The sequence below is a fragment of the Pseudomonas sp. 31-12 genome (assembly GCF_003151075.1).
In the GTDB taxonomy this organism is placed as follows: domain Bacteria; phylum Pseudomonadota; class Gammaproteobacteria; order Pseudomonadales; family Pseudomonadaceae; genus Aquipseudomonas.
Window position 1 is genome coordinate 2,180,402 of sequence record NZ_CP029482.1, and the last position, 22,838, is coordinate 2,203,239.

The 22,838-nt window shown below is 58.4% G+C and carries 21 protein-coding genes and 1 tRNA gene; 15 read left to right on the forward strand and 7 right to left on the reverse strand.

Annotated elements, in window-relative coordinates; genetic code table 11:
- Positions 1-11 precede the first annotated feature (11 nt).
- Both DJ564_RS10175 and DJ564_RS10180 read left to right on the forward strand, forming a co-directional pair.
- The gene (locus tag DJ564_RS10175; RefSeq protein ID WP_010456611.1) at positions 12-962 is read left to right on the forward strand and encodes an alpha-E domain-containing protein; all 951 of its coding nucleotides are present in this window, start codon (positions 12-14) and stop codon (positions 960-962) included.
- Entirely contained in the window at positions 959-1,768 is an 810-nt protein-coding gene (locus DJ564_RS10180; protein WP_109628780.1) for a transglutaminase family protein, read from the forward strand. Before DJ564_RS10175 ends, DJ564_RS10180 begins: the two co-directional genes overlap by 4 nt.
- Before the next feature lie 119 nt (positions 1,769-1,887).
- Here DJ564_RS10180 and DJ564_RS10185 read toward each other — a convergent pair whose 3' ends face one another.
- Complete coding sequence (locus DJ564_RS10185; protein ID WP_109628782.1) at positions 1,888-2,709, reverse strand: cytochrome c; 822 nt, start codon at positions 2,707-2,709, stop codon at positions 1,888-1,890.
- Positions 2,710-3,307: 598 nt separating this feature from the next.
- On the opposite strand from DJ564_RS10185, the gene DJ564_RS10190 reads away from it, so the two are divergent.
- From DJ564_RS10190 to DJ564_RS10200, 3 genes are all read left to right on the forward strand, one after another.
- Complete coding sequence (locus DJ564_RS10190) at positions 3,308-4,513, forward strand: acetyl-CoA C-acetyltransferase (RefSeq protein ID WP_109628784.1); 1,206 nt, start codon at positions 3,308-3,310, stop codon at positions 4,511-4,513.
- Between the two features lie 25 nt (positions 4,514-4,538).
- A complete protein-coding gene (locus DJ564_RS10195) occupies positions 4,539-6,683 on the forward strand; it encodes a 3-hydroxyacyl-CoA dehydrogenase NAD-binding domain-containing protein (RefSeq protein WP_109628786.1) in 2,145 nt (714 codons plus the stop codon).
- Positions 6,684-6,778: 95 nt separating this feature from the next.
- Positions 6,779-7,507, forward strand: a complete 729-nt coding sequence (locus tag DJ564_RS10200) for an amidotransferase (protein ID WP_109628788.1) — start codon at positions 6,779-6,781, stop codon at positions 7,505-7,507.
- 115 nt (positions 7,508-7,622) lie between these two features.
- Here DJ564_RS10200 and DJ564_RS10205 read toward each other — a convergent pair whose 3' ends face one another.
- The 3 genes from DJ564_RS10205 to DJ564_RS10215 all read right to left on the reverse strand — a co-directional run bounded on the left by DJ564_RS10205 (position 7,623) and on the right by DJ564_RS10215 (position 10,367).
- Positions 7,623-8,594 carry a magnesium and cobalt transport protein CorA gene (locus DJ564_RS10205; protein WP_109628790.1) on the reverse strand — a complete coding sequence of 324 codons (972 nt, stop codon included), beginning with the start codon at positions 8,592-8,594 and terminating at the stop codon, positions 7,623-7,625.
- A 146-nt stretch (positions 8,595-8,740) separates the two neighbouring features.
- On the reverse strand, positions 8,741-9,463 hold the full coding sequence (locus DJ564_RS10210) for a 1-acyl-sn-glycerol-3-phosphate acyltransferase (RefSeq protein WP_109628791.1): 723 nt from the start codon (positions 9,461-9,463) through the stop codon (positions 8,741-8,743).
- 214 nt (positions 9,464-9,677) lie between these two features.
- Complete coding sequence (locus DJ564_RS10215; RefSeq protein WP_109628793.1) at positions 9,678-10,367, reverse strand: crotonase/enoyl-CoA hydratase family protein; 690 nt, start codon at positions 10,365-10,367, stop codon at positions 9,678-9,680.
- 307 nt (positions 10,368-10,674) lie between these two features.
- On the opposite strand from DJ564_RS10215, the gene DJ564_RS10220 reads away from it, so the two are divergent.
- The 8 genes from DJ564_RS10220 (at position 10,675) to DJ564_RS10255 (ending at position 14,056) form a co-directional block, all read left to right on the forward strand.
- Positions 10,675-10,764, forward strand: a tRNA-Ser gene (locus tag DJ564_RS10220).
- A gap of 332 nt (positions 10,765-11,096) precedes the next feature.
- Positions 11,097-11,279, forward strand: coding sequence for a hypothetical protein (locus DJ564_RS10225; protein WP_109635988.1), 183 nt, complete (start codon positions 11,097-11,099; stop codon positions 11,277-11,279).
- A gap of 123 nt (positions 11,280-11,402) precedes the next feature.
- Positions 11,403-11,723, forward strand: coding sequence for a YbjQ family protein (locus tag DJ564_RS10230; protein ID WP_109628795.1), 321 nt, complete (start codon positions 11,403-11,405; stop codon positions 11,721-11,723).
- A gap of 187 nt (positions 11,724-11,910) precedes the next feature.
- Positions 11,911-12,096, forward strand: coding sequence for a hypothetical protein (locus tag DJ564_RS32350; protein ID WP_109628797.1), 186 nt, complete (start codon positions 11,911-11,913; stop codon positions 12,094-12,096).
- A gap of 339 nt (positions 12,097-12,435) precedes the next feature.
- The gene (locus DJ564_RS10240) at positions 12,436-12,807 is read left to right on the forward strand and encodes a hypothetical protein (protein WP_010456583.1); all 372 of its coding nucleotides are present in this window, start codon (positions 12,436-12,438) and stop codon (positions 12,805-12,807) included.
- Between the two features lie 192 nt (positions 12,808-12,999).
- Positions 13,000-13,428, forward strand: a complete 429-nt coding sequence (locus tag DJ564_RS10245) for a glycine zipper domain-containing protein (protein ID WP_109628799.1) — start codon at positions 13,000-13,002, stop codon at positions 13,426-13,428.
- Positions 13,429-13,554: 126 nt separating this feature from the next.
- On the forward strand, positions 13,555-13,737 hold the full coding sequence (locus DJ564_RS10250; RefSeq protein WP_109628801.1) for a hypothetical protein: 183 nt from the start codon (positions 13,555-13,557) through the stop codon (positions 13,735-13,737).
- 106 nt (positions 13,738-13,843) lie between these two features.
- Positions 13,844-14,056, forward strand: coding sequence for a hypothetical protein (locus tag DJ564_RS10255; RefSeq protein ID WP_109628803.1), 213 nt, complete (start codon positions 13,844-13,846; stop codon positions 14,054-14,056).
- A gap of 616 nt (positions 14,057-14,672) precedes the next feature.
- Here DJ564_RS10255 and DJ564_RS10265 read toward each other — a convergent pair.
- Complete coding sequence (locus DJ564_RS10265) at positions 14,673-15,068, reverse strand: hypothetical protein (protein ID WP_109628807.1); 396 nt, start codon at positions 15,066-15,068, stop codon at positions 14,673-14,675.
- Positions 15,069-15,070: 2 nt separating this feature from the next.
- Positions 15,071-19,927, reverse strand: coding sequence for an RHS repeat-associated core domain-containing protein (locus DJ564_RS10270; RefSeq protein ID WP_109628809.1), 4,857 nt, complete (start codon positions 19,925-19,927; stop codon positions 15,071-15,073).
- Positions 19,928-20,179: 252 nt separating this feature from the next.
- Between DJ564_RS10270 and DJ564_RS10275 the strand changes: the two genes are divergently transcribed.
- A complete protein-coding gene (locus tag DJ564_RS10275; protein WP_109628810.1) occupies positions 20,180-20,875 on the forward strand; it encodes an HAD-IA family hydrolase in 696 nt (231 codons plus the stop codon).
- A 120-nt stretch (positions 20,876-20,995) separates the two neighbouring features.
- Here the strand turns inward: DJ564_RS10275 and DJ564_RS10280 are convergent, their stop codons facing one another.
- The gene (locus tag DJ564_RS10280; RefSeq protein ID WP_109628812.1) at positions 20,996-21,742 is read right to left on the reverse strand and encodes a 3-oxoacyl-ACP reductase family protein; all 747 of its coding nucleotides are present in this window, start codon (positions 21,740-21,742) and stop codon (positions 20,996-20,998) included.
- Positions 21,743-21,868: 126 nt separating this feature from the next.
- Between DJ564_RS10280 and DJ564_RS10285 the strand changes: the two genes are divergently transcribed.
- On the forward strand, positions 21,869-22,792 hold the full coding sequence (locus DJ564_RS10285) for a LysR family transcriptional regulator (RefSeq protein ID WP_109628814.1): 924 nt from the start codon (positions 21,869-21,871) through the stop codon (positions 22,790-22,792).
- Positions 22,793-22,838: the final 46 nt, after the last annotated feature.

Below are 22,838 nucleotides of genomic sequence, written 5' to 3' on the forward strand. Positions count from 1 at the left end.
GGAAGCTTGCCATGTTAAGTAGAACTGCCTCGGATTTGTATTGGATGTCGCGTTACCTGGAGCGGGCGGAAAACCTCGCACGGATGCTCGACATCAGTTATTCGCTGTCTCTGATGCCACAGGATGGTCGCGGCGACGGTCTGCACGAACTGGCCATGCCGCTGCTGATCACCGGCACCCTGGACGATTACCTCGAGCGTCACGGAGATTTGCACGCCGAACGGCTGCTGCATTTCTTCGCCCTGGACGCGGCCAACCCGGCGAGCATCTACAGCTGCCTCGGCGCGGCGCGGGCCAGTGCGCATGCGGTGCGTGGGCGAATTACTGCCGACATGTGGGAAAACATCAACGCCACCTGGCTGGAAATTCGCGGGATCGCCGAGCAAGGCTTGAGTCGCTACGGCATGAGCCGTTTCTGCGAGTGGATCAAGGAGCGTTCCCACCTGTTCCGTGGCGCGTCCTACGGCACGATCATGCGCAACGATGCGTTCCGCTTCATTCGCCTGGGGACGTTTATCGAACGGGCGGACAACACGTTGCGCCTGCTTGATGCGCGTTACGAAATGGCCGGCGATCAGGCCGAAGCGGTCAGCGATGGCACGGCGCACGCGTATTACCAGTGGAGCGCTTTGTTAAGGGCGTTGTCGTCGTTCGAGGCCTACACCGAGATCTACCGCGACGCACCCGGCGCCCGGCATGTGGCCGAACTGCTGTTGCTGCGCGCCGATGTGCCACGTTCCTTGCGCGCCTGCACCGAAGAAATCGACCAGATCCTCGCCCAACTGCCGGGGGCCAATGGCCGTCCCGCGCAGCGTCTGGCGGCGGAAATGGACGCGCGTCTGCGCTACACCGGCATCAACGAAATTCTCGACGAAGGGCTGCACGCCTGGCTGACCGAATTCATCCCGCTGGTGCGCCAGTTGGGTAACGCCATTCACAGTTCCTACCTGGAGGCTGCATGAGACTTTCCATTAGCCACGAAACCACCTATCACTACGAAGATCAGGTGCGGGCGAGCATCCAGTACCTGCGACTGACACCCCACGACAGCGAACGCCAGCACGTGCTCAGCTGGCAACTCGACCTGCCGCGCCCGGTGCGTGCGCAACTCGATCCGTTCGGCAACATCCTGCACGTGCTGACCATGGACGAACCCCACGAGGCGATCATCATCGGCGCCCGTGGCCAGGTGGACATCGATGAACTGCGCGAAGCGGAACATGAAAGCCAGTCGGCGTTGCCGTTCCTGCGCTTCACGCGCCTGACAGAAGCCGACGAGGCGTTGCGTGCGTTCGCTGAGAAAGAATGCAAAAAACGCCGGGATCGTACGGCGCTGATCGACTTGATGCATGGCCTGAATTCGCACATGACCTACACGCCGGGCTCAACCGAAGTCGACACTAGCGCCGCCCAGGCCTTCGCCGGGCGTTCCGGCGTCTGTCAGGACCACACCCACGCGTTCCTCGCGTGTGCTCGCAGCCTGGGCATTCCGTCGCGTTATGTGTCGGGTTATTTGTACAGCGAGAACAGCGAACACCTGGCCAGTCACGCCTGGGCGGAAGCCTGGCTGGATGACGCCTGGTACAGTTTCGATGTGACCAACGAACTGGCCCGCCCCGAGCGCCATTTGAAACTGGCCGTGGGCCTGGATTACCTGGACGCCTGCCCGGTACGCGGCATGCGCCGTGGCGGAGGGTGTGAGCAGATGCATGCAAAGGTGTTCGTGTCGCCGACGCCGATGCCGATTATCTCAGTCCAGCAGCAATAACCGCAGCACCACAACCCCCTGTGGGAGCTAGCCTGCTAGCGATAGCGGACTGTCAGTCACAACTGTACTGACTGACGCACCGCTATCGCGAGCAGGCTCGCTCCCACAGGGGAATGGTGTCAGGGCTTAACCTTGCGCCCGGCCATATGCTTCAAATACCCCACCAGCATTTCCAGATCCCCCTCCGGCAATACCGTCGCCGCAAACCCCGGCATCTTCGCCTGAGGCCACTGCCGCAAGCTCTGCGGATCTCGAATGTAGCGCTTTAGAAAATCCGCCCCAAAGTACTCGGTCGGGTTAAACGGAATGTTCAAGTCCGGCCCGAACTGCGCATCCCCGGCACCGTTCAATCGATGGCAGGCCAGGCAATTCTTCTGAAACAACGCAAAGCCTTTATTCACCGGATCATCCGGCTTCAACGCAGGATCAGGCAGCAGGGCAGGGAAGCGCTCGGCCACCGGCGCCATGCGCTTGATGCTCGCCACTTGAAACGGCCATTGCTCAGGGCTGATGTTGCCGGCCTGCGGATCGACCCAAACCAGATAAAACGGCCCGGCGCCGGGTTTCCCTTCGGATAAGGCAGGCCACGGCTTGGCCGGGTCTTCAATCGCCAGCCATGCGCGCGCGCCCTTGGTGTTCAGCAATGGCGCCGCCGACAGTTCTGCGGCAAACCCGTCCAGCGCCACGGCTTGCAGATGATCTTCAGGCTTGATGCCGGTCAACAATGCCGCCAACGGAACTGCGCGATAACTCATCTCCCGCTTGTAGGAAACGTCGTCGCTGATGATGATGGTCTGGGCCTGAGGGTGCTTGAGCAATTCCTCGGTCTGCCAGGTGCGACTGCTCGCGCCCAGCTCGAGATTGAGCTGTGCGGCATACAGAGGCGTGCTGAGCAGCAAGGCCCCGAACAGAATGAGCGTTTTCAAATGATCGCCGTCCATGTCGTGGAAGTGCCGTAAAGGTTGGCACACCCACGCTGGCCCGGGTAGCGAACCAGTCACATTTTTAAGAGGGCGATATAAAAACCTGGCGCCGTATTATTTGAAGTCCGACTAGCCGATCACCTTGGTCAGGTTCGGCAAAATCAACAACAGCGTAGTGGCGAAAAGAATGAGCCCGGCTTGACGTACTTTCGAATGCTTGAACATGGCTTGACCGCCTTTATTGTTATTTCCTGATGCCTGCCTGCATATCTCCATGACGGCAGAGCGCTGAACTTCCTGTAAGACGAGTGCCTCGGCAAAACCCGACGACAACTTCGTATATGTTCACCTTAGAGCCCGCGTCACGCTTGGTTTAGATCCATTTCGTATGGTTTTATCACTTAAAGCTTTTAAAAACGCATGAGGCCTATTGCCAGCTTCTTGGGCGCCCGTCTGCTAGACAGCTTGGTGACGTGAATCGGTTAATCCACACTCGAACGACCGTCCGTCTGAGCGTGACCGTCAACGCCAGTGAGCGCTGCGGTCATTGAATCCATGGCGGCTCGGCCTAAGGTGGAAGCTCAGTATTTACTCACCGCCCAGGTTCGAGGACGTCATGACCCAAGCTTTGATTTTCGACGCGTTACGCACGCCCCGTGGCAAAGGCAAGGCCGATGGCGCCCTGCACAGCGTCAAACCGGTGAATCTGGTGGCCGGGCTGCTCACGGCGTTGCAGCAGCGCACTTCGCTGGATACCAGCCAGGTCGATGACGTGGTGCTCGGCTGTGTCACGCCGATCGGCGATCAGGGCTCGGACATCGCCAAGACCGCGGCACAGGTCGCCGATTGGGACGTCAGTGTGTCCGGCGTGCAGATCAATCGCTTCTGCGCTTCGGGGCTGGAAGCCGTGAACCTCGGCGCGATGAAAGTCCGGTCTGGTTTCGAAGATCTGGTGGTGGTCGGTGGCGTCGAGTCCATGTCCCGCGTACCGATGGGCAGCGATGGCGGCGCTTGGGCGCTGGATCCGGAAACCAATCTGCACAGCCATTTCACCCCGCAAGGCGTCGGCGCCGACCTGATCGCCACGATTGAAGGCTTCAGCCGCGAGGACGTCGATGCCTACGCGCTGCATTCCCAGCAAAAGGCAGCGCGCGCGCGGGCGAACGGCTCGTTCAACAAGTCGCTGGTGCCGGTGCAGGATCAGAACGGCATCATCCTGCTCGATCACGATGAGTTCATCCGCGCCGAATCCACCCTTGAAGGCCTGGGCAAGCTCAAGCCAAGTTTCGAGATGATGGGGCTGATGGGTTTTGACGCCACCGCGTTGCGCGTTTACAGCCAGGTGGAACGGATCAACCACGTCCACACCCCGGGCAACAGCTCCGGCATCGTCGATGGTGCCGCCCTGATGTTGATTGGCTCCGAGGCCAAGGGCCGGGCGCTGGGTCTGCAGCCACGGGCGCGGATCGTCGCCACTGCAGTTACCAGCACCGATCCGACCATCATGCTCACCGGCCCGGCACCGGCCACTCGCAAGGCACTGGCCAAGGCCGGGCTGCGGGTCGAAGACATCGACCTGTTCGAGGTCAACGAAGCCTTCGCCTCGGTGGTGCTGAAATTCATCAAGGACATGGCCATCGACCCGGACAAAGTCAACGTCAACGGCGGCTCCATCGCCATGGGCCATCCGCTGGGCGCCACTGGCTGCGCGATTCTCGGCACGCTGCTCGATGAACTGGAAATCCGGCGCCTGCGCTATGGTCTCGCGACCCTGTGTGTCGGCGGCGGCATGGGCATTGCCACCATCATCGAACGCCTCTGAGCCCCGACCTTAAGGAACAAGTGACATGACCGAAGCCATTCGTTACGAAAAAGGTCAGGACCAGATCGTCGTCCTGACCATCGACATGCCGGGGCAGAGCGCCAACACCATGAACGCGGTCTATCGCGAGGCCATGGCCGCCTGCGTCGCCCGTCTGGTGGCCGAAAAGGACAGCATTGCCGGCGTGATCATCACCTCGGGCAAGAAGACTTTTTTTGCCGGCGGCGACCTCAATGAACTGATCAAGGTTGGCAAACCCGAAGCCAAGGCCTTTTACGACATGGTCCTGACGCTCAAAGGCCAGCTGCGCACCCTGGAAACCCTCGGTAAACCGGTGGTGGCTGCAATTAACGGTGCGGCGCTGGGCGGCGGCTGGGAAATCTGCCTCGCCTGCCATCACCGCGTCGCGCTGGACAATCCATCCGTGCAACTCGGCCTGCCGGAAGTGACCCTCGGTCTGCTTCCGGGGGGTGGCGGTGTAGTGCGCATGGTGCGGATGCTGGGCATTGAAAAAGCCTTGCCGTACCTGCTCGAAGGCAAAAAAGTCCGGCCGCAACAAGCGTTGCAAGCCGGTTTAATCGATGAGCTGGCAGCGGATCGCGATGAATTGCTGAGCAAGGCGCGAGCCTGGATTATTTCCAATCCGGCGGCCGTGCAGCGTTGGGACGTGAAGGGTTATCAGATTCCCGGCGGCACGCCGTCGAACCCGAAAGTCGCGCAAATGCTCGCCATCGCGCCGTCGATCCTGCGCAGTAAAACCCAGGGTTGCATGCCGGCGCCGGAGAAGATTCTCTGTGCCGCCGTTGAAGGCGCCCAGGTGGATTTCGACACCGCACACCTCATCGAAACCCGCTATTTCACGGAACTGACCACCGGCCAGATCTCGAAAAACCTGATTGGCACCTTCTGGTTCCAGCTCAATGAAATCAACGCCGGTGGCTCGCGGCCCAAAGGGTTTGCGCCTTTTGTCACGCAAAAAGTCGGTGTGCTCGGCGCCGGGATGATGGGCGCGGGCATTGCTTTTGTCAGCGCCTCGGCCGGCATCGACGTGGTGCTCAAGGACATCAACCTCGCGGCAGCGGAGAAGGGCAAGGCCCACTCGGCGGCGCTGCTGGACAAGAAAGTCGCGCGCGGCCAGATGCTCCCGGAACAGCGAGAGGCGATTCTGGCGCGGATCCACACCAGCGAAAGCGATGCGGACCTGGCCGGATGCGACCTGATTATTGAAGCGGTCTTCGAAGACCGTGAACTAAAAGCCAAAGTCTCCTCGGCGGCGCGAAAGGTCGTCGGCCCTACCGCCGTGATCGCCTCCAACACCTCGACCTTGCCGATCAGCGGCCTGGCCACCGCGGTGCCGGATCAAGCGAAGTTCATCGGTCTGCATTTCTTCAGCCCGGTGGAGAAAATGCCGCTGGTGGAAATCATCAAGGGCGCCAACACCAGCGACGAAACCCTGGCGCGCGGCTTCGATTTCGTCCTGCAAATCAAGAAAACACCGATTGTGGTCAACGACAGTCGTGGCTTCTTCACTTCGCGAGTGTTCGGCACCTTCACCAATGAAGGCATCGCGATGCTCGGCGAGGGCGTGAGCGCGCCGATGATCGAGACCGAAGCGCGCAAGGCCGGCATGCCGATCGGGCCTCTGGCGATCTCCGATGAAGTTTCCCTCAGCCTCATGAGCCATATCCGCCAGCAAACCGCCAAAGACCTGCAAGCAGAAGGGAAACCGCTGATCGAGCACCCGGCGTTCGCCGTGATTGACTTGCTGCTCAACGAATACAAGCGGCCCGGTAAAGCCGCAGGAGGCGGGTTCTACGAGTACCCGGCCGGTGGCCAGAAACATCTGTGGCCCGAGCTCAAGACCCGTTTCGAGAAAGCCGACGGGCAGATTTCGCCAAAGGATGTGCGCGATCGCCTGTTGTTCGTGCAAGCCATCGAAACCGTGCGTTGCGTGGAGGAGGGCGTGCTGACCTCGACGGCGGACGCCAACGTCGGCTCGATCTTCGGCATCGGCTTCGCGGCCTGGACTGGCGGGGCGCTGCAATTCATCAACCAGTACGGCGTAAAAGACTTCGTTGCCCGCGCGCAATACCTGGCCCGGCAATATGGCGAGCGTTTTGCGCCGCCGGCGTTATTGCTGGAGAAAGCGGCCAAAGGGGAGACCTTCTAAGGGACGTATGACGCCTTCCGGGGCTTGCCTTGTCACGGTGTTTCGAGGCAGGCTCTGGGGTGTGCATTATTCCCATCACGTGTCAGGTATTTTTTATGTCGTTACGCATCTGCATTCTGGAAACCGACATCCTGCGTCCAGAGCTGATCGATCAATATCAGGGTTACGGGCAGATGTTCCAGCATCTGTTTTCGCAGCAGCCTATCGCTGCAGAGTTCACGGTGTACAACGTGGTGCAGGGCGAGTACCCGAGTGATGATTTGACGTTCGATGCCTACCTTGTCACGGGCAGCAAGGCCGATTCCTTCGGCACCGATCCGTGGATTGAAACCCTCAGGGCTTATCTGCTGACTCGCTATAAGCGCGGCGACAAATTGCTGGGCGTGTGCTTCGGCCACCAGTTGCTGGCGCTGTTGTTGGGCGGCAAGAGTGAGCGTGCGACCCAGGGCTGGGGCGTCGGCACTCACCAATACAAACTCGCTGCCAAGGCGCCGTGGATGAGTCCGGTGCGTGAAGAGCTGACGCTGTTGATCAGCCACCAGGACCAGGTGACGTCGCTACCGGAAAACGCCACCGTGATCGCGTCGAGCGATTTCTGCCCGTTTGCCGCGTACCACATCAACGACCAAGTGCTGTGCTTCCAGGGGCACCCGGAATTCATTCACGATTATTCCCGTGCGCTGTTGGAGATTCGGCAGGAGGCGCTGGGCCAGCAGGTGTATACGAAAGGCGTGGCGAGCCTTGAGCAGGAGCATCACGGCACGACCGTTGCGGAGTGGATGATGCGGTTTGTGGCGCACAAGCCAGAAGCTAAAGCGGTTTAAAGCCGTGCAGTGAATGTGTGGCGAGGGAGCTTGCTCCCGCTGGACTGCGAAGCAGGCCCATTTTGGGGCAACTCCGTTGCCCAGCGGGAGCAAGCTCCCTCGCCACAAAAGCGTTTCAAAGCCACCCCGACTTCTTGAAACTCGCCCACAAACTCACGCACCCCACTGCAATAAACCCCAACACCCCGAAATACCCGTAGTGCCAGGTCAACTCCGGCATGTTCTGGAAGTTCATCCCGTAAATCCCCGCCACTGCTGTCGGGAACGCCAGAATCGCCGCCCACGCCGCAAACTTGCGCTGCACCACGCTCTGCCGTGACGCCTCCAGCAACACTCCGACCTCAATGGTCTGGCTGGCAATATCGGCCAGGGTCGTCAGGTCTTCCATCTGCCGTGTTACGTGAATCTGCACATCGCGGAAATACGGGCGCATGTTCTTGTCGATAAACGGAAAGTTCAGCTTCTGCAGTTCCTCACCAATCTCCACCATCGGCGCCGCATAACGACGCAAGCGCAACACGTCCCGGCGCAGGCCATGGAGCTTCTGGATGTCGTGTTCATTCAACGCGCTGCACAGCACGTTGCGCTCCAGCTCATCGATCTCGGCATGGATCGCTTCGCCCATCGGCTGGTAGTTTTCAATCACAAAATCGAGGATGGCATAGAGGACGAAATCTTCCCCGTGCTCCAGCAGGATCGGACGCGCCTCACAACGCTGGCGGACCAGGGCGTAGGACGCCGAGTGACCGTTGCGGGCGGTAATGATGTAACCGTTGCCGGCAAAGATATGAGTCTCGATGAACTCCAGTTTGCCTTCGTGCCGGATCGGCGAATACGTGACGATAAACAAGGCGTCGCCGAAGGTTTCGAGCTTCGGTCGGCTGTGTTTTTCCAGGGCGTCTTCGATGGCCAGTTCGTGCAGGTTGAACTGACGTTGCAGGTTGGTCAGCTCCAGGGCGTTCGGCTCTTCAAGGCCGATCCAGACAAAGTGGCCAGGCTTTGCAGCCCAGGCAGCGCCTTCGTCGAGGGTGATATTGGTGACTTTCTTACCGGCGCTGTAAACCGCAGCAGCAACAACTCTACCCATGATTCAGGTTCACTTCTTATTTGCAGGTGGCAGTGGCAGGCAGTGCTCAGCTTAGCCTTGTCTGCTGCTTGAGAGTCAGTGAAATCTGCCGAGTTCGACGGCAAAAGTCCGCAGGCGAAAAAAACCCGCACTCGGCGGGTTTGTTATCAAGCGGCTTGCAGTTGCCGATCCATCGACTCGATGCACTCACGCATCTGCTCGCGGCACTGGGCCATCAGCAGAGGCATGTCGTCCAGGCTCATTCCCGCCGTAGGAATCGCCGGCAGCGAGCGAATCAGAATTTTCCCACTGCGCCAGCGGTTCAATCGCATGTGTTTGACGTAACTGCTGACACACACCGGCACGATTGGCACGCCCGCGGCGATCGCCATCTGGAACGCGCCTTTCTTGAACGGCAGCAACTCTTCACCGAAGTTGCGCGTGCCTTCGGGAAAGACCCAGATCGAGGTGTCTTCATGCTGCAACGTGTGGGTGGTGGTCAACATCGACTGGCGCGCCTTGTGCGCATTGCCGCGATCGATCAACACATTGCCGGCCAGCCAGAACAACTGCCCGAACAGCGGCACCCACTTCAGGCTCTTCTTGCCAATGCACACGGTGCGGCGGGGCACCACGTTGCCGAACACAAACAGATCGTAGTTGGACTGGTGGTTGGCGACGATCACGCAGCTGTCGGGCTTATCCATCAACGGCCCGACATCGGCCTTCACCCGCAAACGCAAAATACACATCGCCGGCCACGCATACAGGCGCGCGCACAAACGGCTGTTGTCCGGGTTGAACGGACGGCACAGGCCCAGAATCACCCCCAGCACACCGGCCAGAATAAAGTGCAGGCCCATCAATAACATACGAAACACGAACAGCATTTACAGGCCCCACCGGGACAAAAGGTGGCGCAGTGTACGGATGTGCACTGTTTTCGGCAATTGCCGCTATAGAGGGTGGAGATAGGCGATGTTTGTGCGCATGTTTCCGACTTGTGGGTCAGACGCGTCCTAGAGCGGTTGTGAGATTTTCAACAGCGCACGTACGAAAAAGCCCGACACGACGGTCGGGCTTTTCGGTGCAGCGTGTCTGGGCTCAGCCCATGTGTTCCTGATCCAGGATGATCGCGTTGTCCAGCGTATCGAGCAGCGCCTTGCGCACTTTCAGCTTGGTGTTCTTGTGCGCGGTCATGTTGATCTTCTTCAACTGACGCGCCGCTGCCAGCGCAGCACCTTGCAGCTCTTCGGCCGACACCACCAGGTCGAGGAAACCGGCATCCACCGCGCTCTGTGGGTTGAACATCTCACCGTTGATGACGGAGCGGTGGAACGCCGACTTGCGCAGGCGATCACGTGCGATCTCGATACCGGCGTGGTGCATGGTCATGCCGATCTGCACTTCGTTCAGGCCAATGCTGAACGGGCCATCGACACCGATGCGGTAATCCGCCGACAACAGCAGGAACGCGCCCTTGGCCACTGCATGCCCAGGGCACGCCACAATCACCGGGAACGGGTGCGACAACAGACGACGGGCCAGCGTCGAACCGGCCGTCACCAGCGCCACCGCTTCTTTAGGGCCGGAGGTCATCACCTTCAAGTCATAACCGCCGGACAGAATTCCCGGCGTACCGGTAATGATCACTACCGCACGATCAGTCACCGCCTGATCCAGCGCAGCATTAAACGCAGCAATCACGTCCGGGGAGATGGCATTGACCTTGCCATTGCTCAAGGTCAGGGTCGCGATACCGTCTTCGAGGTGGTAGGAAATCAACTCACTCATGACGCTATTCCTTGTATGAAAGTTGGGCAGACGTTACCCACCGCGGCAGGCCAGGTAAAGCGCCGTGACTGACCCGCCAGTCACCGTTTCCCCGCCGGGCAAGCGTAGCCCGCCACTCCTGCCGTGCATTCCTCTCCTTATAGAAGAGGGCGCGAAGCCGGAGATTGGCAGGTTTGCCATCGCCCGGAACCGACAGGAACGACTAAATCGCTAAGCGCATGAAAATTCTGCAAAAAAAGTTTGCCATCAGAAAAGCTTTCGACTACATTAGCGCGCCTCGACAGACAGAACATGTTTGACGAGATACGGTGAAGTGTCCGAGTGGCTTAAGGAGCACGCCTGGAAAGTGTGTATACAAGAAATTGTATCGAGAGTTCGAATCTCTCCTTCACCGCCAAATTCGATGTAACCAGAACCCCTGATTTCGAGAGAAATCAGGGGTTTTGTGGTTTCTGGCGTTAGTATTTGAATCATGGCACCGTTGTTGGCTCAAGCGAATAAGCGAAGTCGCTTCTGAAAATGGTGTAGGAATAGTGAAAGGCGTGTGGGAAGTAACGCAGGAGCGCCAAGCGGATGGGGGCTTCCGACGGTTCAAACGACTCAAATGAACTCTTTCGTGAAGGGGTATTCGTTTCGTACCCCTGGGGTACAAAATGAATCAAAGGCAGCGCATAGGGCGTTCCCCCCACTATTCGGAATGGACCCACGTACGTTATGCAGGAAATGACCATGAAGCAGGCAGAGCTGGAAAAGGTTCATGTGGAAATCGTCAAGCTGATGGCTGAGCAGCGAAAGCTGAACGCTGAAGCCGGCAAGATGACTCGTGAAACCTTCTGGTATCCGGTGGCTGTTGCGACTGGACTGATTGGCACGGTGGCAACCATCACGACGGTGTTGATCAAGCTTCTTTGACTCTGTAAATATGCCTGAAGAACTGTGATACCTGATTATCGAAGCCCAGCCGTTGCTGGGCTTTTTGTTTTCAACGATTGGCCGCAGAGGAATAATGCGTGCCTGAATAAAGAAGGAATTCCCATGATCACCACCACCACCCACGCCATCGAAGGCCGTCAAATCACCGCTTACCTGGACATCGTCAGCGCCGAGTCGGTGCAGGGCGTCAACGTTATCCGCGACATGTTTGCCGGAATGCGGGATTTTTTCGGTGGGCGTTCTCAAACGCTGGAGCGGGCGTTGAAGGAAGCGCGGATTCAGGCGACCGAGGAGATCAAGGAGCGTGCGCGGGCGCTTCAGGCGGATGCGGTGGTCGGGCTCGATTTTGAGATCAGCATGCCGGCCGGAAAGGGCGGGATGGTGGTGGTGTTTGTGACCGGGACGGCGGTCAAGCTGAGGTGAGTGAAGCAATGGGCCTGTTTATTCGCTAGTGGGTTTTGTAGGAAGCGGCGTGGTCCATTCGTCGGGCACGGGGAAATCTGAATTACAAGTCCGGTAATGACCGGCTAGTCTCAAAAGCCTTGGTGGTCGATATTTTTCAGGCAATAGGGCTTGCCGGTATCGATCCCGCTTTGAGAGGGGAAGAGCTATGGCTGATCCGTATATCGAAGACGACGGGGCAGAATTTCCAATCAACAATTGCGTGCAGTGTGGCCAGACGGAGTATGTGGCGAGCTTCGGTGAAGATCAGGTCGAGACCAGCAAAGTCAGATCCGCGGCGACCAAAGTGCTCAGGTCGAAGTTTTTGCCAAAACGAGTGGCATCCAGGAAGTAATGATCAACCGGACGAACCCCACAAATGAGTGGGGTTTTTTTTATTTTTGGAGGGGCTCGATACACGGAAATGGCCCACAGACTCACGATAATTTTTCTGTTGATGTTTTTTCACAAAGTTTTCACACCCGTCTACGTAGTCTCAGCTCATCCGTTAGAAAGCAGTACCCTAGCCCGTTCCCCAGCGGGCTTTTTTTTGCCTGTCATAAAACCTTTTCCATAAAAGCTGTCCAACCGTCGCCAATTGCGAGAAGGGGGGCGATTTTGTGTGGACGTTTCCTCCTCGAAAGCATTCAATCCCCGGCTTTTCGGTTTCCCCCTATTTTTGAGGTTTTTCGTCATGCGTTTAACTCTGCCTGCTCTGGTTCTGGGACTTCTGGTGACTCAAGGTGCGATGGCTGCCGGTGATGGCACCGCTGCGATCGGTGGTGGTCTGGGTGGTGCGTTGGGTAACGTGGTCGGCCAGAGCATGGGCGGCAGCACCGGCGCGGCAATCGGCGCGGGTGTTGCGGGCGCAGCCGGCAGTGCGGTGGCAGCACGTAAAGGCAGCCGCACCAAAGCGGCCATCGGTGGCGGTGTCGGTGCGGCCGGTGGTTCGGTAATCGGCAATAGCCTGGGCGGCAAGACCGGTTCGACCATTGGCGCAGGCTTGGGCGGCGCACTGGGCGGCGGCGTGGGCAGCAATCTGGCCAAAGGTCACAAGCGTCACTGATCCTGATCGATCGGATCGAAAAGCCCGGCTAGATGCCGGGCTTTTCGTATCTGGATGTTTCTTTTTCTCCTACTTCTAATTTACCGCTGTCCAACCTTCATCGCTGGCCGGATTCAGTGAGTGCAGGTGCTAGACTCATGCCCATCCGCAAGGCGTACTTTCACCCCCGATGCGGAATTTGAGGTTCATATCATGCGTTTGACATTGTCCACGTTGTTTCTGGGACTTCTGGTCGCTCAAGGTGCAATGGCTGCCGGTGATGGCACTGCGGCAGTTGGCGGTGGTATTGGCGGTGCACTCGGTAACGTAGTGGGTCAGCAAATGGGCGGCAGCACAGGCGCAGCGATTGGCGCCGGCGTTGGCGGTGCTGCGGGCAGTGCGGTTGGTGCGAACAAGGGCAGTCGCACAGAGGCAGCGATTGGCGGTGGATTAGGCTCGGCAGGCGGATCGGTGATTGGCAATAGCCTCGGCGGTTCTACCGGTTCGACCATTGGCGCAGGCCTGGGCGGCGCAGCAGGTGGGGCAGTAGGCAACAATCTGGGCACCGATAGTGGCAAGTCTCATTCCGGTGGCGGACACAAGCATAAGCACAAGAACAAGCACAGAAACAAAAATCACTGATTCGACATCGAGTGAAACCAGAAACCCGGCCCAGGCCGGGTTTTTCGTATCTGCCTGCAGCGCTCCGGAACGTTTGGCCCCAGGGCGCCTCGAATGTCATACACCCCAAACGTTGTGAGGACTGCCATGACTCCTGAAACCGAAGGCAAGGAAGAAAAAGGCCCGAGTGGGCTTCCGTTCATCAATGACCCCGGCAATGAAGATCCGGGTTCCCTGATGGATGACGCAACGGTACCGCTCAACGATTCCGATGACGCCGGCGATGTGGGAAACCTCGAGTATGAAGACGAGGAAGAAGACGAAGATTGACCTGCATCGTCGCGCAATCGACCGATCGTCCCCCTGATCGAACGCAAGCATTGCCCAGCCCTCGAAATTTCAGGGCCTGCCTTTCAGGCCCTTCGAGAGGTGCTTTATGAACGCTGATCCGAAAGTCGACGATGTCGACGACACCCCTGAATACCCGCTGCCTTCGCCCACCGATTCATTGAGTCGCGATCAGCGCCCGCCTGACGACGACACCGCAGTGGAGCAAGTGCCGACTGATGATGTGAAGCGCGGCGATGTCGAGGCGATCCCCGAAGACCCAGACATTGCCGGTAACGATGGCTCCGGTGAGCCCAGCTGAAAAGCCATTCGTCGATTGAGCGGCACCTTTAAAAAGCCAACGCTGCCAGAAATCAGGTACGCACCTTTTTAAGGAGATGCACCATGATCAGGTCAACATTGATGGTTCTGACGGTGAGCAGCGTGTTGTCGATCAGTTCAATGGCGGCGTTTGCTCAATCTTCCGGCGCGCCGGTTGATAAGGGCGGAATGCCGCCGTCTACTGAAATGAATGCGGGGTCCGGCGATGGGAAGACGCTGCCGCCAGGCTCTATTGGCGGAGGGAACGCTGGTGATGCTAACGGGAGTAGCACCAGCCCGGGGGCGGGAAGCGGGTCGATGAGTGGTGGAAGTTCGACTGGGAGCGGTTCTGGCGGTGGGTCTGGAGGATCCGGTAGTTCTGGTGGTTCGGGAATGAGTGGCGGTGCGAGCGGTGGGAGTTCGGGGAGTGCGGGAGGAGGGACGGGTGGTGCTGGGGGTGGGACTGGTGGTTCGGGTGGTTAATTAGACTTCTTCCCGGGACGATAAGCCCAGTTCTAGCTGGGCTTTTTAGATGAAAGTGGTGTTGCTAAATTAATCTACCCGTCTGTAATTAAGATTTTTATGAGTGTGATCGTTATAACCCCTGACAGCTGATGCTAGTGCGCGAACGATGCGAGCCAACGCTTGTAAAAATCCCTTTGTTGTTGAATGTCAGTTGTGATGTCTTTGTCTTCAAAGTCGAAGATATTAACCACATCTTCAGTTTCAGCGGGCTTTCCCATTTGAAGTTCATACGCCACAATGCCGCCGGCCATTTGCGACGCCATACGCGAGGGATATACATTGAGCTTGGCGCCCTTGCATAGAAAATTTATTTCTGGAAAGTCGGCTCGTAACAGCCCAAAGCATTCGTAAAGATCATGAGCTGTGTACGTTTTTCTGAATCCGTTTTTCGTTGTGAAAAACAACGTCAGATTTTTTCGATCGCATTCAATTGAAACTTTCTCGGTGACACCGCAGGTGTTTATGGTTATTTCTATTGTTTTGGTCATGATCACTTCCTGCGTGGGTTAGGGGTTGAGTAGCCCTTATAGCTGCCATCGGCGTTGACGGGGGTGACGCCGAGAATGTCTCGACTGTCTACTCCTCCAGGCAAAGCTATTTCAACCTCACCTCTATGTGGCGAAATTATGCCCAGTTTTTTATTCACATCTATCCCGCGAATATTTTTTATTACATAGACGAAGCCGTCTTCATACCCGTAGCCCGTTGCAAACTTTATAGCTTCCTTTTCTGAGGTTGAAGTGCTGACAAAGAAGCTGGGAGGGCTTCGATTGTCCAATGCGTGTAAATAGAGGTCCATGCTGTCTCCCAAGGGCTCAAAGCCAGCCTCAAATATCTCCCAAGATTCCCGTGAATCGCCGCGATATAAGTAACGGTTTTTGGGTTTAGGGGATGGGGGGCTGGGCTCACCTTCATCAACCTTAACTGTCCCCGCCGGATCCTCATCCCCAAACGAAGGCCTCTTACACCCATCCCCTCCAGGACAATCATTCAACCCCAGCGGATCAACCCACCCCGTCGGATTGCGCGTGTACTGATACCCGTTTAACCCACCCGCCAACTTGCTCGGATCCGGCGTCAGATACCGTCCCACATCCGGGTTGTAATACCGGTGCCGGTTGTAGTGCAGCCCCGTCTCCGCATCGTAATACTGCCCCTGAAACCTCAACGGCTGATCCAGAACCTGATGGGTATCGCGATTGAGGCGAGTCAGGCGGCCGTAGGTCGTGTATTGCGCGGCCCAGATGATGTCGCCGCTGTAGTCGGTGAGTTCTTGCGGTGTACCGAGGTGGTCGAGTTGGTAGTAGAACGGGCAGGCCTGGCGTGGCCCTCTGCTGTCGAGCATGGCCAGTGGGCGGAAGGTGCCCGGTTCGTAGACGTAACTGCGGTAATGCTCGCTGCCACTTTCGGCGACGAGATTGTCGCCTTGCCAGAAAAACTCGGTGGTGTTGCCATCGACGGTTTTGCTGATGCGGCGGCCGAAGGCGTCGTAGCGGTAGCTGGCGGTGCTGCCGTTCGGGAGCGTGGCGCCGATTAATCGATGCTGGCTGTCGTAGCGGTATTCGGTGACGAGTTTTTGTGCGGTGCCGCGGCGTTCGCGGATCAGGTTGCCAAAGGCGTCATAGTCGAAATGGCGATCGCCTTGCATCAGCAGGCGATTGCCTTTGAGGGTGGCCGGCCCGGGCCGGTCCTGCATCAACAGGTTGCCGGCGGGGTCGTGGGCGAAGCTTTCGGGTTGTTGGTCGCGGGAGTGGCGGACGCGGATCAGGCGGTCGAGCGGATCGTATTGATAGCTGCGTTGGCCATGACGGGTGTCGGCGATGTGTTCGAGATTGCCGTTGGCGCTGTAGGCATAGTCGCGGCGATACAGCTGTTGCTGGGGGTGGCTGATAGCGTGGGCTTTCAGACGACCCTGTTCATCGTAGTCGTATTGGCTCGACAACATGCCTTGCTGACGCTGCAGCTCGCGGCCGGCTTTATACGTATGGCTTGTAAGGCGTGTGCCGTTGAGATCGATGGCTGTCAGCACACCGCCTTTGGCGTGGTGATAGTCGAGCTTGCTGTTGTCCGGCAGACGCAAATGGTTGAGCTTGCCGCAAGCGTCGTAGCCGTAGCGCAACGTGCCCCAACCCTGATGCTCGGTGATCAGCCGATTGTGCTTGTCGTACGCGAACTCCAGCGGATGGTCGTGACCGTCATCGACGCTGGCCAATCGGCCGAGGCTGTCATAGCGATATTCGACGTTGACGCCATCGGGCAGGTTTTTGACCAGCAGGCGTCCGGCCGTATCCCGTTGGTAGCTCGTAAACAGCTGCGAGCCGTCATCGCCGAATTCGGTTTTTTCCAGGAGATGACCATTGAGGTCGTAGGCATACGCCGTGCGTCGGCCATCGAAGCCGGTTTCCTGTCGGATCAATCCACCAGGCGTGTAGTCCAGCCGATAGTGTTCGCCGGATTCGTTTTCGATGTCCGTCAGTAGCAGCCGTGCATTGTCGTAGCGATAACGCAACTGCGTGCCGTCGGGGTTGATCCGGCGACTGACCAGGTGCAAGTCATTGTCGTATTCAAAACGGGTGACGCGCCCCAGCTCATCGCGTTCGGCGGTGATCTTGCCGTAGGCGTTGTAGCTGGACGCGCGGCTGGCGCCGGTAGGATTCACCGTCCTGATCAGTCGGCCAACGGCGTCCCATTGGTGTTGAGTGACGGCGCCGTGTTCGTCCTGACGGGTAATCTGCCGGCACAATACATCGTAGGAAAAACGCCGCTGACTGCCATCCGGCAACGTTTCTTCAATCAGTTGCCCGATTGCATCCCATACGAACACATGACGGCTGTTGTCTGGGTAGCGGATAGGCAGCAACCGTCCTCGAGCATCGTAGTGGTAGTGAGTGATGTGGCCGTCGGGGTCGATTGCCTCGGTGACATCACCCTGAGCATTGCGTTGGTATTTCCACACCGCTTTACCGTGATATCGCGCATGCAGGAAACCGTTGCGATATTCGTAGGACGTTGGCTCTTCTTCAGGAGGAATCAGCGCAATCAGCCGGCCAATCTCGTCGTAGCGGTATTCAGTAGTCGCCCCCAGCGGCCCCTGCTCGGCAATCAACTGGCCTTTTGGGTCGTATGCCTTTAGATACTCGCCGCCATCCGGCTCGACCCGACGCACCAATCGCGCTTTATCGTCATGGACATAGACCTCTTCACTACCATCGGCGTTTTTAACCAGAACCCCGCCGTCGTCGTCCCAGACATAGCGTGTATCCATCTGCGAAAAAGTCGCCCGGTGCCTGACGCATCTGGCGGCTTTGCCGGACCTTTCCCACTCCCAAAAGAAACTGGCCCCACCGGCCAGTTGCCGCTGGAGAATCACGTGTTGATCGTCGTAGTCGTACCGTTCGGCTTCGCCGGCAGCATTGGTCGCTTCGATCAGGCGGTGTCGGGCGTCGTAACGGTAGGCAATCAGCGTTTGCTCTGTATGCCAGGCATCTACCAATCCCTCCGCGGGGTGAAACGACTGATACTCGACCGCCACGATGTGCCTGCGCTCGTAACGCAAAAGCAGTGAGCGGCCTGCGCCGTTGTCGATGCGTTGAATGCGATCCTGGCGGTCGCGGGTGATGTGCAGCCGGTTGTCGTAGGCATCACTGATGGTCGTCAGCCGACCATTCACAAAGTGATAAAACCGCACCTTTGCACCGGCCAGTGCGACCACCAATTCTTCAGGCTTGTTTCCCAGGTAAATCGCGGCCCGCGACAGGCTGTTATGAATTGCCGGACGCGAAAGACTGGGCTGCGGAAACGTCGTACGACGGTTTTCATGGTCGGTCCAGACGACGTGTTCTGCGTCCAGTTCCAGCCGATGTGCCAGTGAATGACTCCAGCCCCGGCCCAGCCCGCAATCGAGTTCTACGGCGCTGGTTCGGTACAACCGGGTAAACGCAAACGGCAGCAAACCGTTCAGCGATCCGTCGTCGAGGGTCAGCAATTCTTCGCCGGTGACCATCGACACCGGGCAACCGTTGGTACAGGTCAACAGCCCGCAATCGGCGCTGTCTCCGTTGGGGTTTTTCGCTTGATCGGGAACGTCGTCACGGTGCTCCTGCCGGCCCAGTCGGGTCATGGCGGCGGATTTGTCACGAGCAATGGCAACCGGGTTTTTCACTAACAAAACCGGCGTAGTGCCCGTGCTGATCTGTAACGGCACGGCGGGCGCGGGGTTCAGAGGAGCATTTCGGACATTGACTGCGAGGGGTTTGAGTACGCCCGCGTGGGTCGTCAGGTCGGACCTGGTGCCAAGCCCGGCCAACCTCAGGCTCGCGGCGGCCAGCCAGTTGCGCGCGCGGTCGGATTTGACCTTGTCCAGCACCTTCGCGCTGATGCCGAACTTCAATCCGGCAGCACCTGTGAAGCGCGCCAGCAGGAAGCCGATCAATATTCCTGTGCGAATCTGCGCCACGACTTCGGCAATGAACTGCGGCGGCAACATCCTCAGCCAACTGGTAATCGCCGCCAGATGAATGAACATCAGCGGTTCATCACTCAACACCAGCAGCAGGTTGGCGATGGATTCCGCCGAAGCCTGCAGCAGTGTTTCAAGTTCGGTTTCGGTCAGGTATTCAAGGAGCTTTTCACTGTTGGCCTGCAGGTTCGCTATCAGCGCGTAGATCTGCTTCACGTCATCCCATAATCCGTTCAACGAAGCCTCGAAACCAAGCCAGTCAGCCTGCTGCAGAAGGCCGTAGCGCTTGATGAAACCGGCTTCGGCGAACTCGGCCCACGAGGGTTCGAACTCAGTCGTCCACTCGTTGCGCAGCCAGCCTTCCAGATCGCTGATGACGCCTTGATAGGAGGCGTAGAGCGCTTTGACATGCTCGGCGGAAACATTCGGGAAGAAGGTGATGCGGTAACGCAGGCTGCGCTCGCACTCTGGGATTTCGAGGATGCCGCTGGAGCCGATCTCGTCATAAACCGGCTCGCCGAATGTGCCGTCAGCGTTCAGAGGCTCAAGCATCACCGGCGTGTTGCCGATCGGCACGAACCGCGCCGCGTCGAACATGTGCACCAGTGTCAGGGGACCTGCTGCCGGGCACGCGGCGACGGTGGAGCTGACGGGAGTGGTGGAGTTTTTCGGCGCGGCCAGGCGAACGTCGTGACCGACCTTGAACACCTGCTCGACATCCAGCGACTGGCCGGTCCAGAAACTTTCAGCCCAGGCGTCGTAGTCATTGAGGCAAAGCCGAAAGTCACTGAGCAATGCTTCGACGTTCGGCTGCTCGGGGTCCATGGCGGCGACCACCAGCAGGCCAATGGCGTTATTCAAGGCCAGTACCTTGTCAGGTACGAACATTCGCAGTCCCTCGCGCAGATCAAGTTTGAGTGCGAGACTTTGCTTGGGATCAACGGGTAAAGAAGTCGGGAAAAGAGGCGTTTTATGTAGGGAAAATCGCTAAATGACGACGAGCACTTTTTGTATCTGTCAGGCATTGCCCGTTGCTCGATGGCTGCCGCGCTCGCTATGCTGCTGAATCCTTTAATCGATCACGGACCCGGCCGCACCTGAGCCGCCTCTGGGATGTCATTAGAAAACGGATCAGATGCGATGAATGCACCGCTGAATGAATTCGGCCCGATCAAGGCCGTGATTTTCGATATGGACGGCTTGCTGCTGGACACCGAGGGCATCTATACCGAGGTTACATCCCTGATTGCTGCGCGTTACGGTCGGGTTTTCGACTGGAGCATCAAACAGAACATCATCGGTCGTGGCGCGGGTGATCTGGCGCGGTATGTGGTCGAGGCGCTGGAGCTGCCCATCACCGCCGAAGAGTTTCTGGTGATTCGCGAGCCGCTGATGCGCGAGCGTTTTCCGCAAGCGCTGGCGATGCCCGGCGCCGAGGAACTGGTCCGGCACTTGAAAGCCAACAACATCCCGATTGCGGTTGGCACCAGTTCTTCGCGCCAGTCGTTCGGCCAGAAAACCACCTTGCATCGCGACTGGTTCGCGCTGTTCGATTTTATTGTGACGGCCGATGACCCTGAAGTCGGCGCGGCCAAACCGGCGCCGGACATCTTTCTGACGGCAGCGCGGCGCTTGGGCGTTGCGCCTGAAGATTGCCTGGTGTTCGAAGATTCGCCGTTCGGGGTTACGGCAGCGAAAGCGGCGGGGATGACGGCGATTGCGATTCCCGATGCGGCGATGGCTGACGAAAAGTACGCACACGCCGATGGGATTCTTCGTACGTTGAAGGCGTTCAAGCCAAGTGCTTGTGGTTTGCCAGCGCTCGAATGGACTTAACGACGATCAATGTGGGAGCGGGCTTGCTCGCGAAGAGGGAGTGTCAGACAACATCAATGTCGCCTGACACTACGCTTTCGCGAGCTAGCCCGCTCCCACATTTGGTTAGCGTTTAAAGCATCAGGCGCCAAAACCACCGTCGATGGTCAGGCTCGCCCCGGTGATGTAACCGGCTTCCGGTCCTACCAGGTAGGCAACGAAGCTGGCGATTTCTTCGGATTTGCCGTAGCGACCCACCGCCATCAGCGGGATCAGGCTCTCGGCGAAGTCGCCACTGGCCGGGTTCATGTCGGTGTCGACCGGGCCCGGTTGCACGTTGTTGATGGTGATGCCGCGTGGGCCCAAGTCGCGGGCCAGGCCTTTGGTCAGGCCAACCAGTGCTGATTTACTCATGGCGTACGGGCCGCCACCGGCGAAGGGCATGCGGTCGGCGTTGGTGCTGCCGATGTTGATGATGCGACCGCCTTCAGTCATGTGTTTGGCGGCGGCCTGGGTGGCGATGAACACGCTGCGCACGTTGATGGCCAATGTCTGGTCGAAATCTTCGAGTTTGAAATCCTCCAGTGGCGCAACAGCCAGCACGCCGGCGTTGTTGACGAGGATGTCCAGGCGGCCAAAGGCTTCTACGGTGGCGTTCACGGCATTGCGAATGGCCTCGGCGTCGGCGCTGTCAGCCTTGATGGCGAGGGCTTTGCCGCCGTTACCGATGATGCTGTTTTGCAAGGCTTCGGCTTTGGCTGTGGAACTGACGTAAGTGAAGGCAACGGTCGCGCCTTCAGCAGCCAGGCGCTGGACAATGGCTGCGCCGATGCCGCGGGACCCGCCTTGAATCAAAGCCACTTTGCCGCTGAGGTTCTGAGTAGTCATGTCGATCTCCAGAGTCCCGAGGCGAGATTGTCTCGGTTGATGGAGCCTAGTATTGATTGAGGATTACACGCTGAGTAGACGGCAATTGCGATAGTCTGTGTAAACCAGAAGTTTATAGTGGTGCCTATGGAAACCTTCAGCAGTATCGAATGCTTCGTGCGCAGCGCCGAGGTTGGCAGCTTCGCCGAAGCCGCGCGACGCTTGAGCCTGACCCCGGCGGCGGTGGGCAAAAGTGTCGCCAAGCTCGAGGCCCGACTGGGTGTGCGGCTGTTCCAGCGCAGCACGCGCAGCCTGACGCTGACTGAGGCCGGTCATCTGTTTCTCGGCGAAGTCAGTTCCAGCCTGCACACGATTCAGAATGCGGTGGCTAACCTCGCCAGCGCCGAAGGGCGGCCGGCGGGAACACTGAAGGTCAGCATGGGTACGGTGTTTGGGCGTCTATATATCGTGCCCTTGCTGGGTGAGTTTCTTCGGCGTTTTCCGGCGATCAACCCGGACTGGCATTTCGATAACCGTCAGGTCGATCTTATCGCTCAGGGTTTCGATGCGGCGATCGGTGGGGGATTCGAACTGCCGCAGGGCGTGGTGGCGCGCAAGCTGACCCCGGCGCATCGGGTGTTGGTGGCATCAACGGATTATCTGGCTGCGCGGCCTGTGATCGTCGAGCCCGATCAACTCAAGGACCACGATGGCATCCTGATTCGCTCCCCACAGACAGGCCGTGTGCGTTCCTGGCAATTGACCAGTCGCACTCAGCAACACAACCCGCTGACGCTCAAGGCGCGAATGACCATGAGCGATTCGGAAGCGGCGTGCGCGACGGCGGCCCAGGGGTTGGGCATTGCATTGGTGAGCATGCCGTTTGCTGTGCAGTATCTGGAGGCCGGGACGTTGCAACGGGTGTTACCTGACTGGTATGTCGACGACGGCAATATTTCTATCTATTACGCAGAACACAAACTGCTGCCGGGCAAGACCCGAGCGTTTGTGGATTTCATTATTGAGCTGTTTGCGGAGCAGGGGTTGGGGCAGCGGTTCAGTGCGGTTTGAGTTTGGCTTGATTGCGAGTAGTCCCCATCGCGGGCAAGCCACGCTC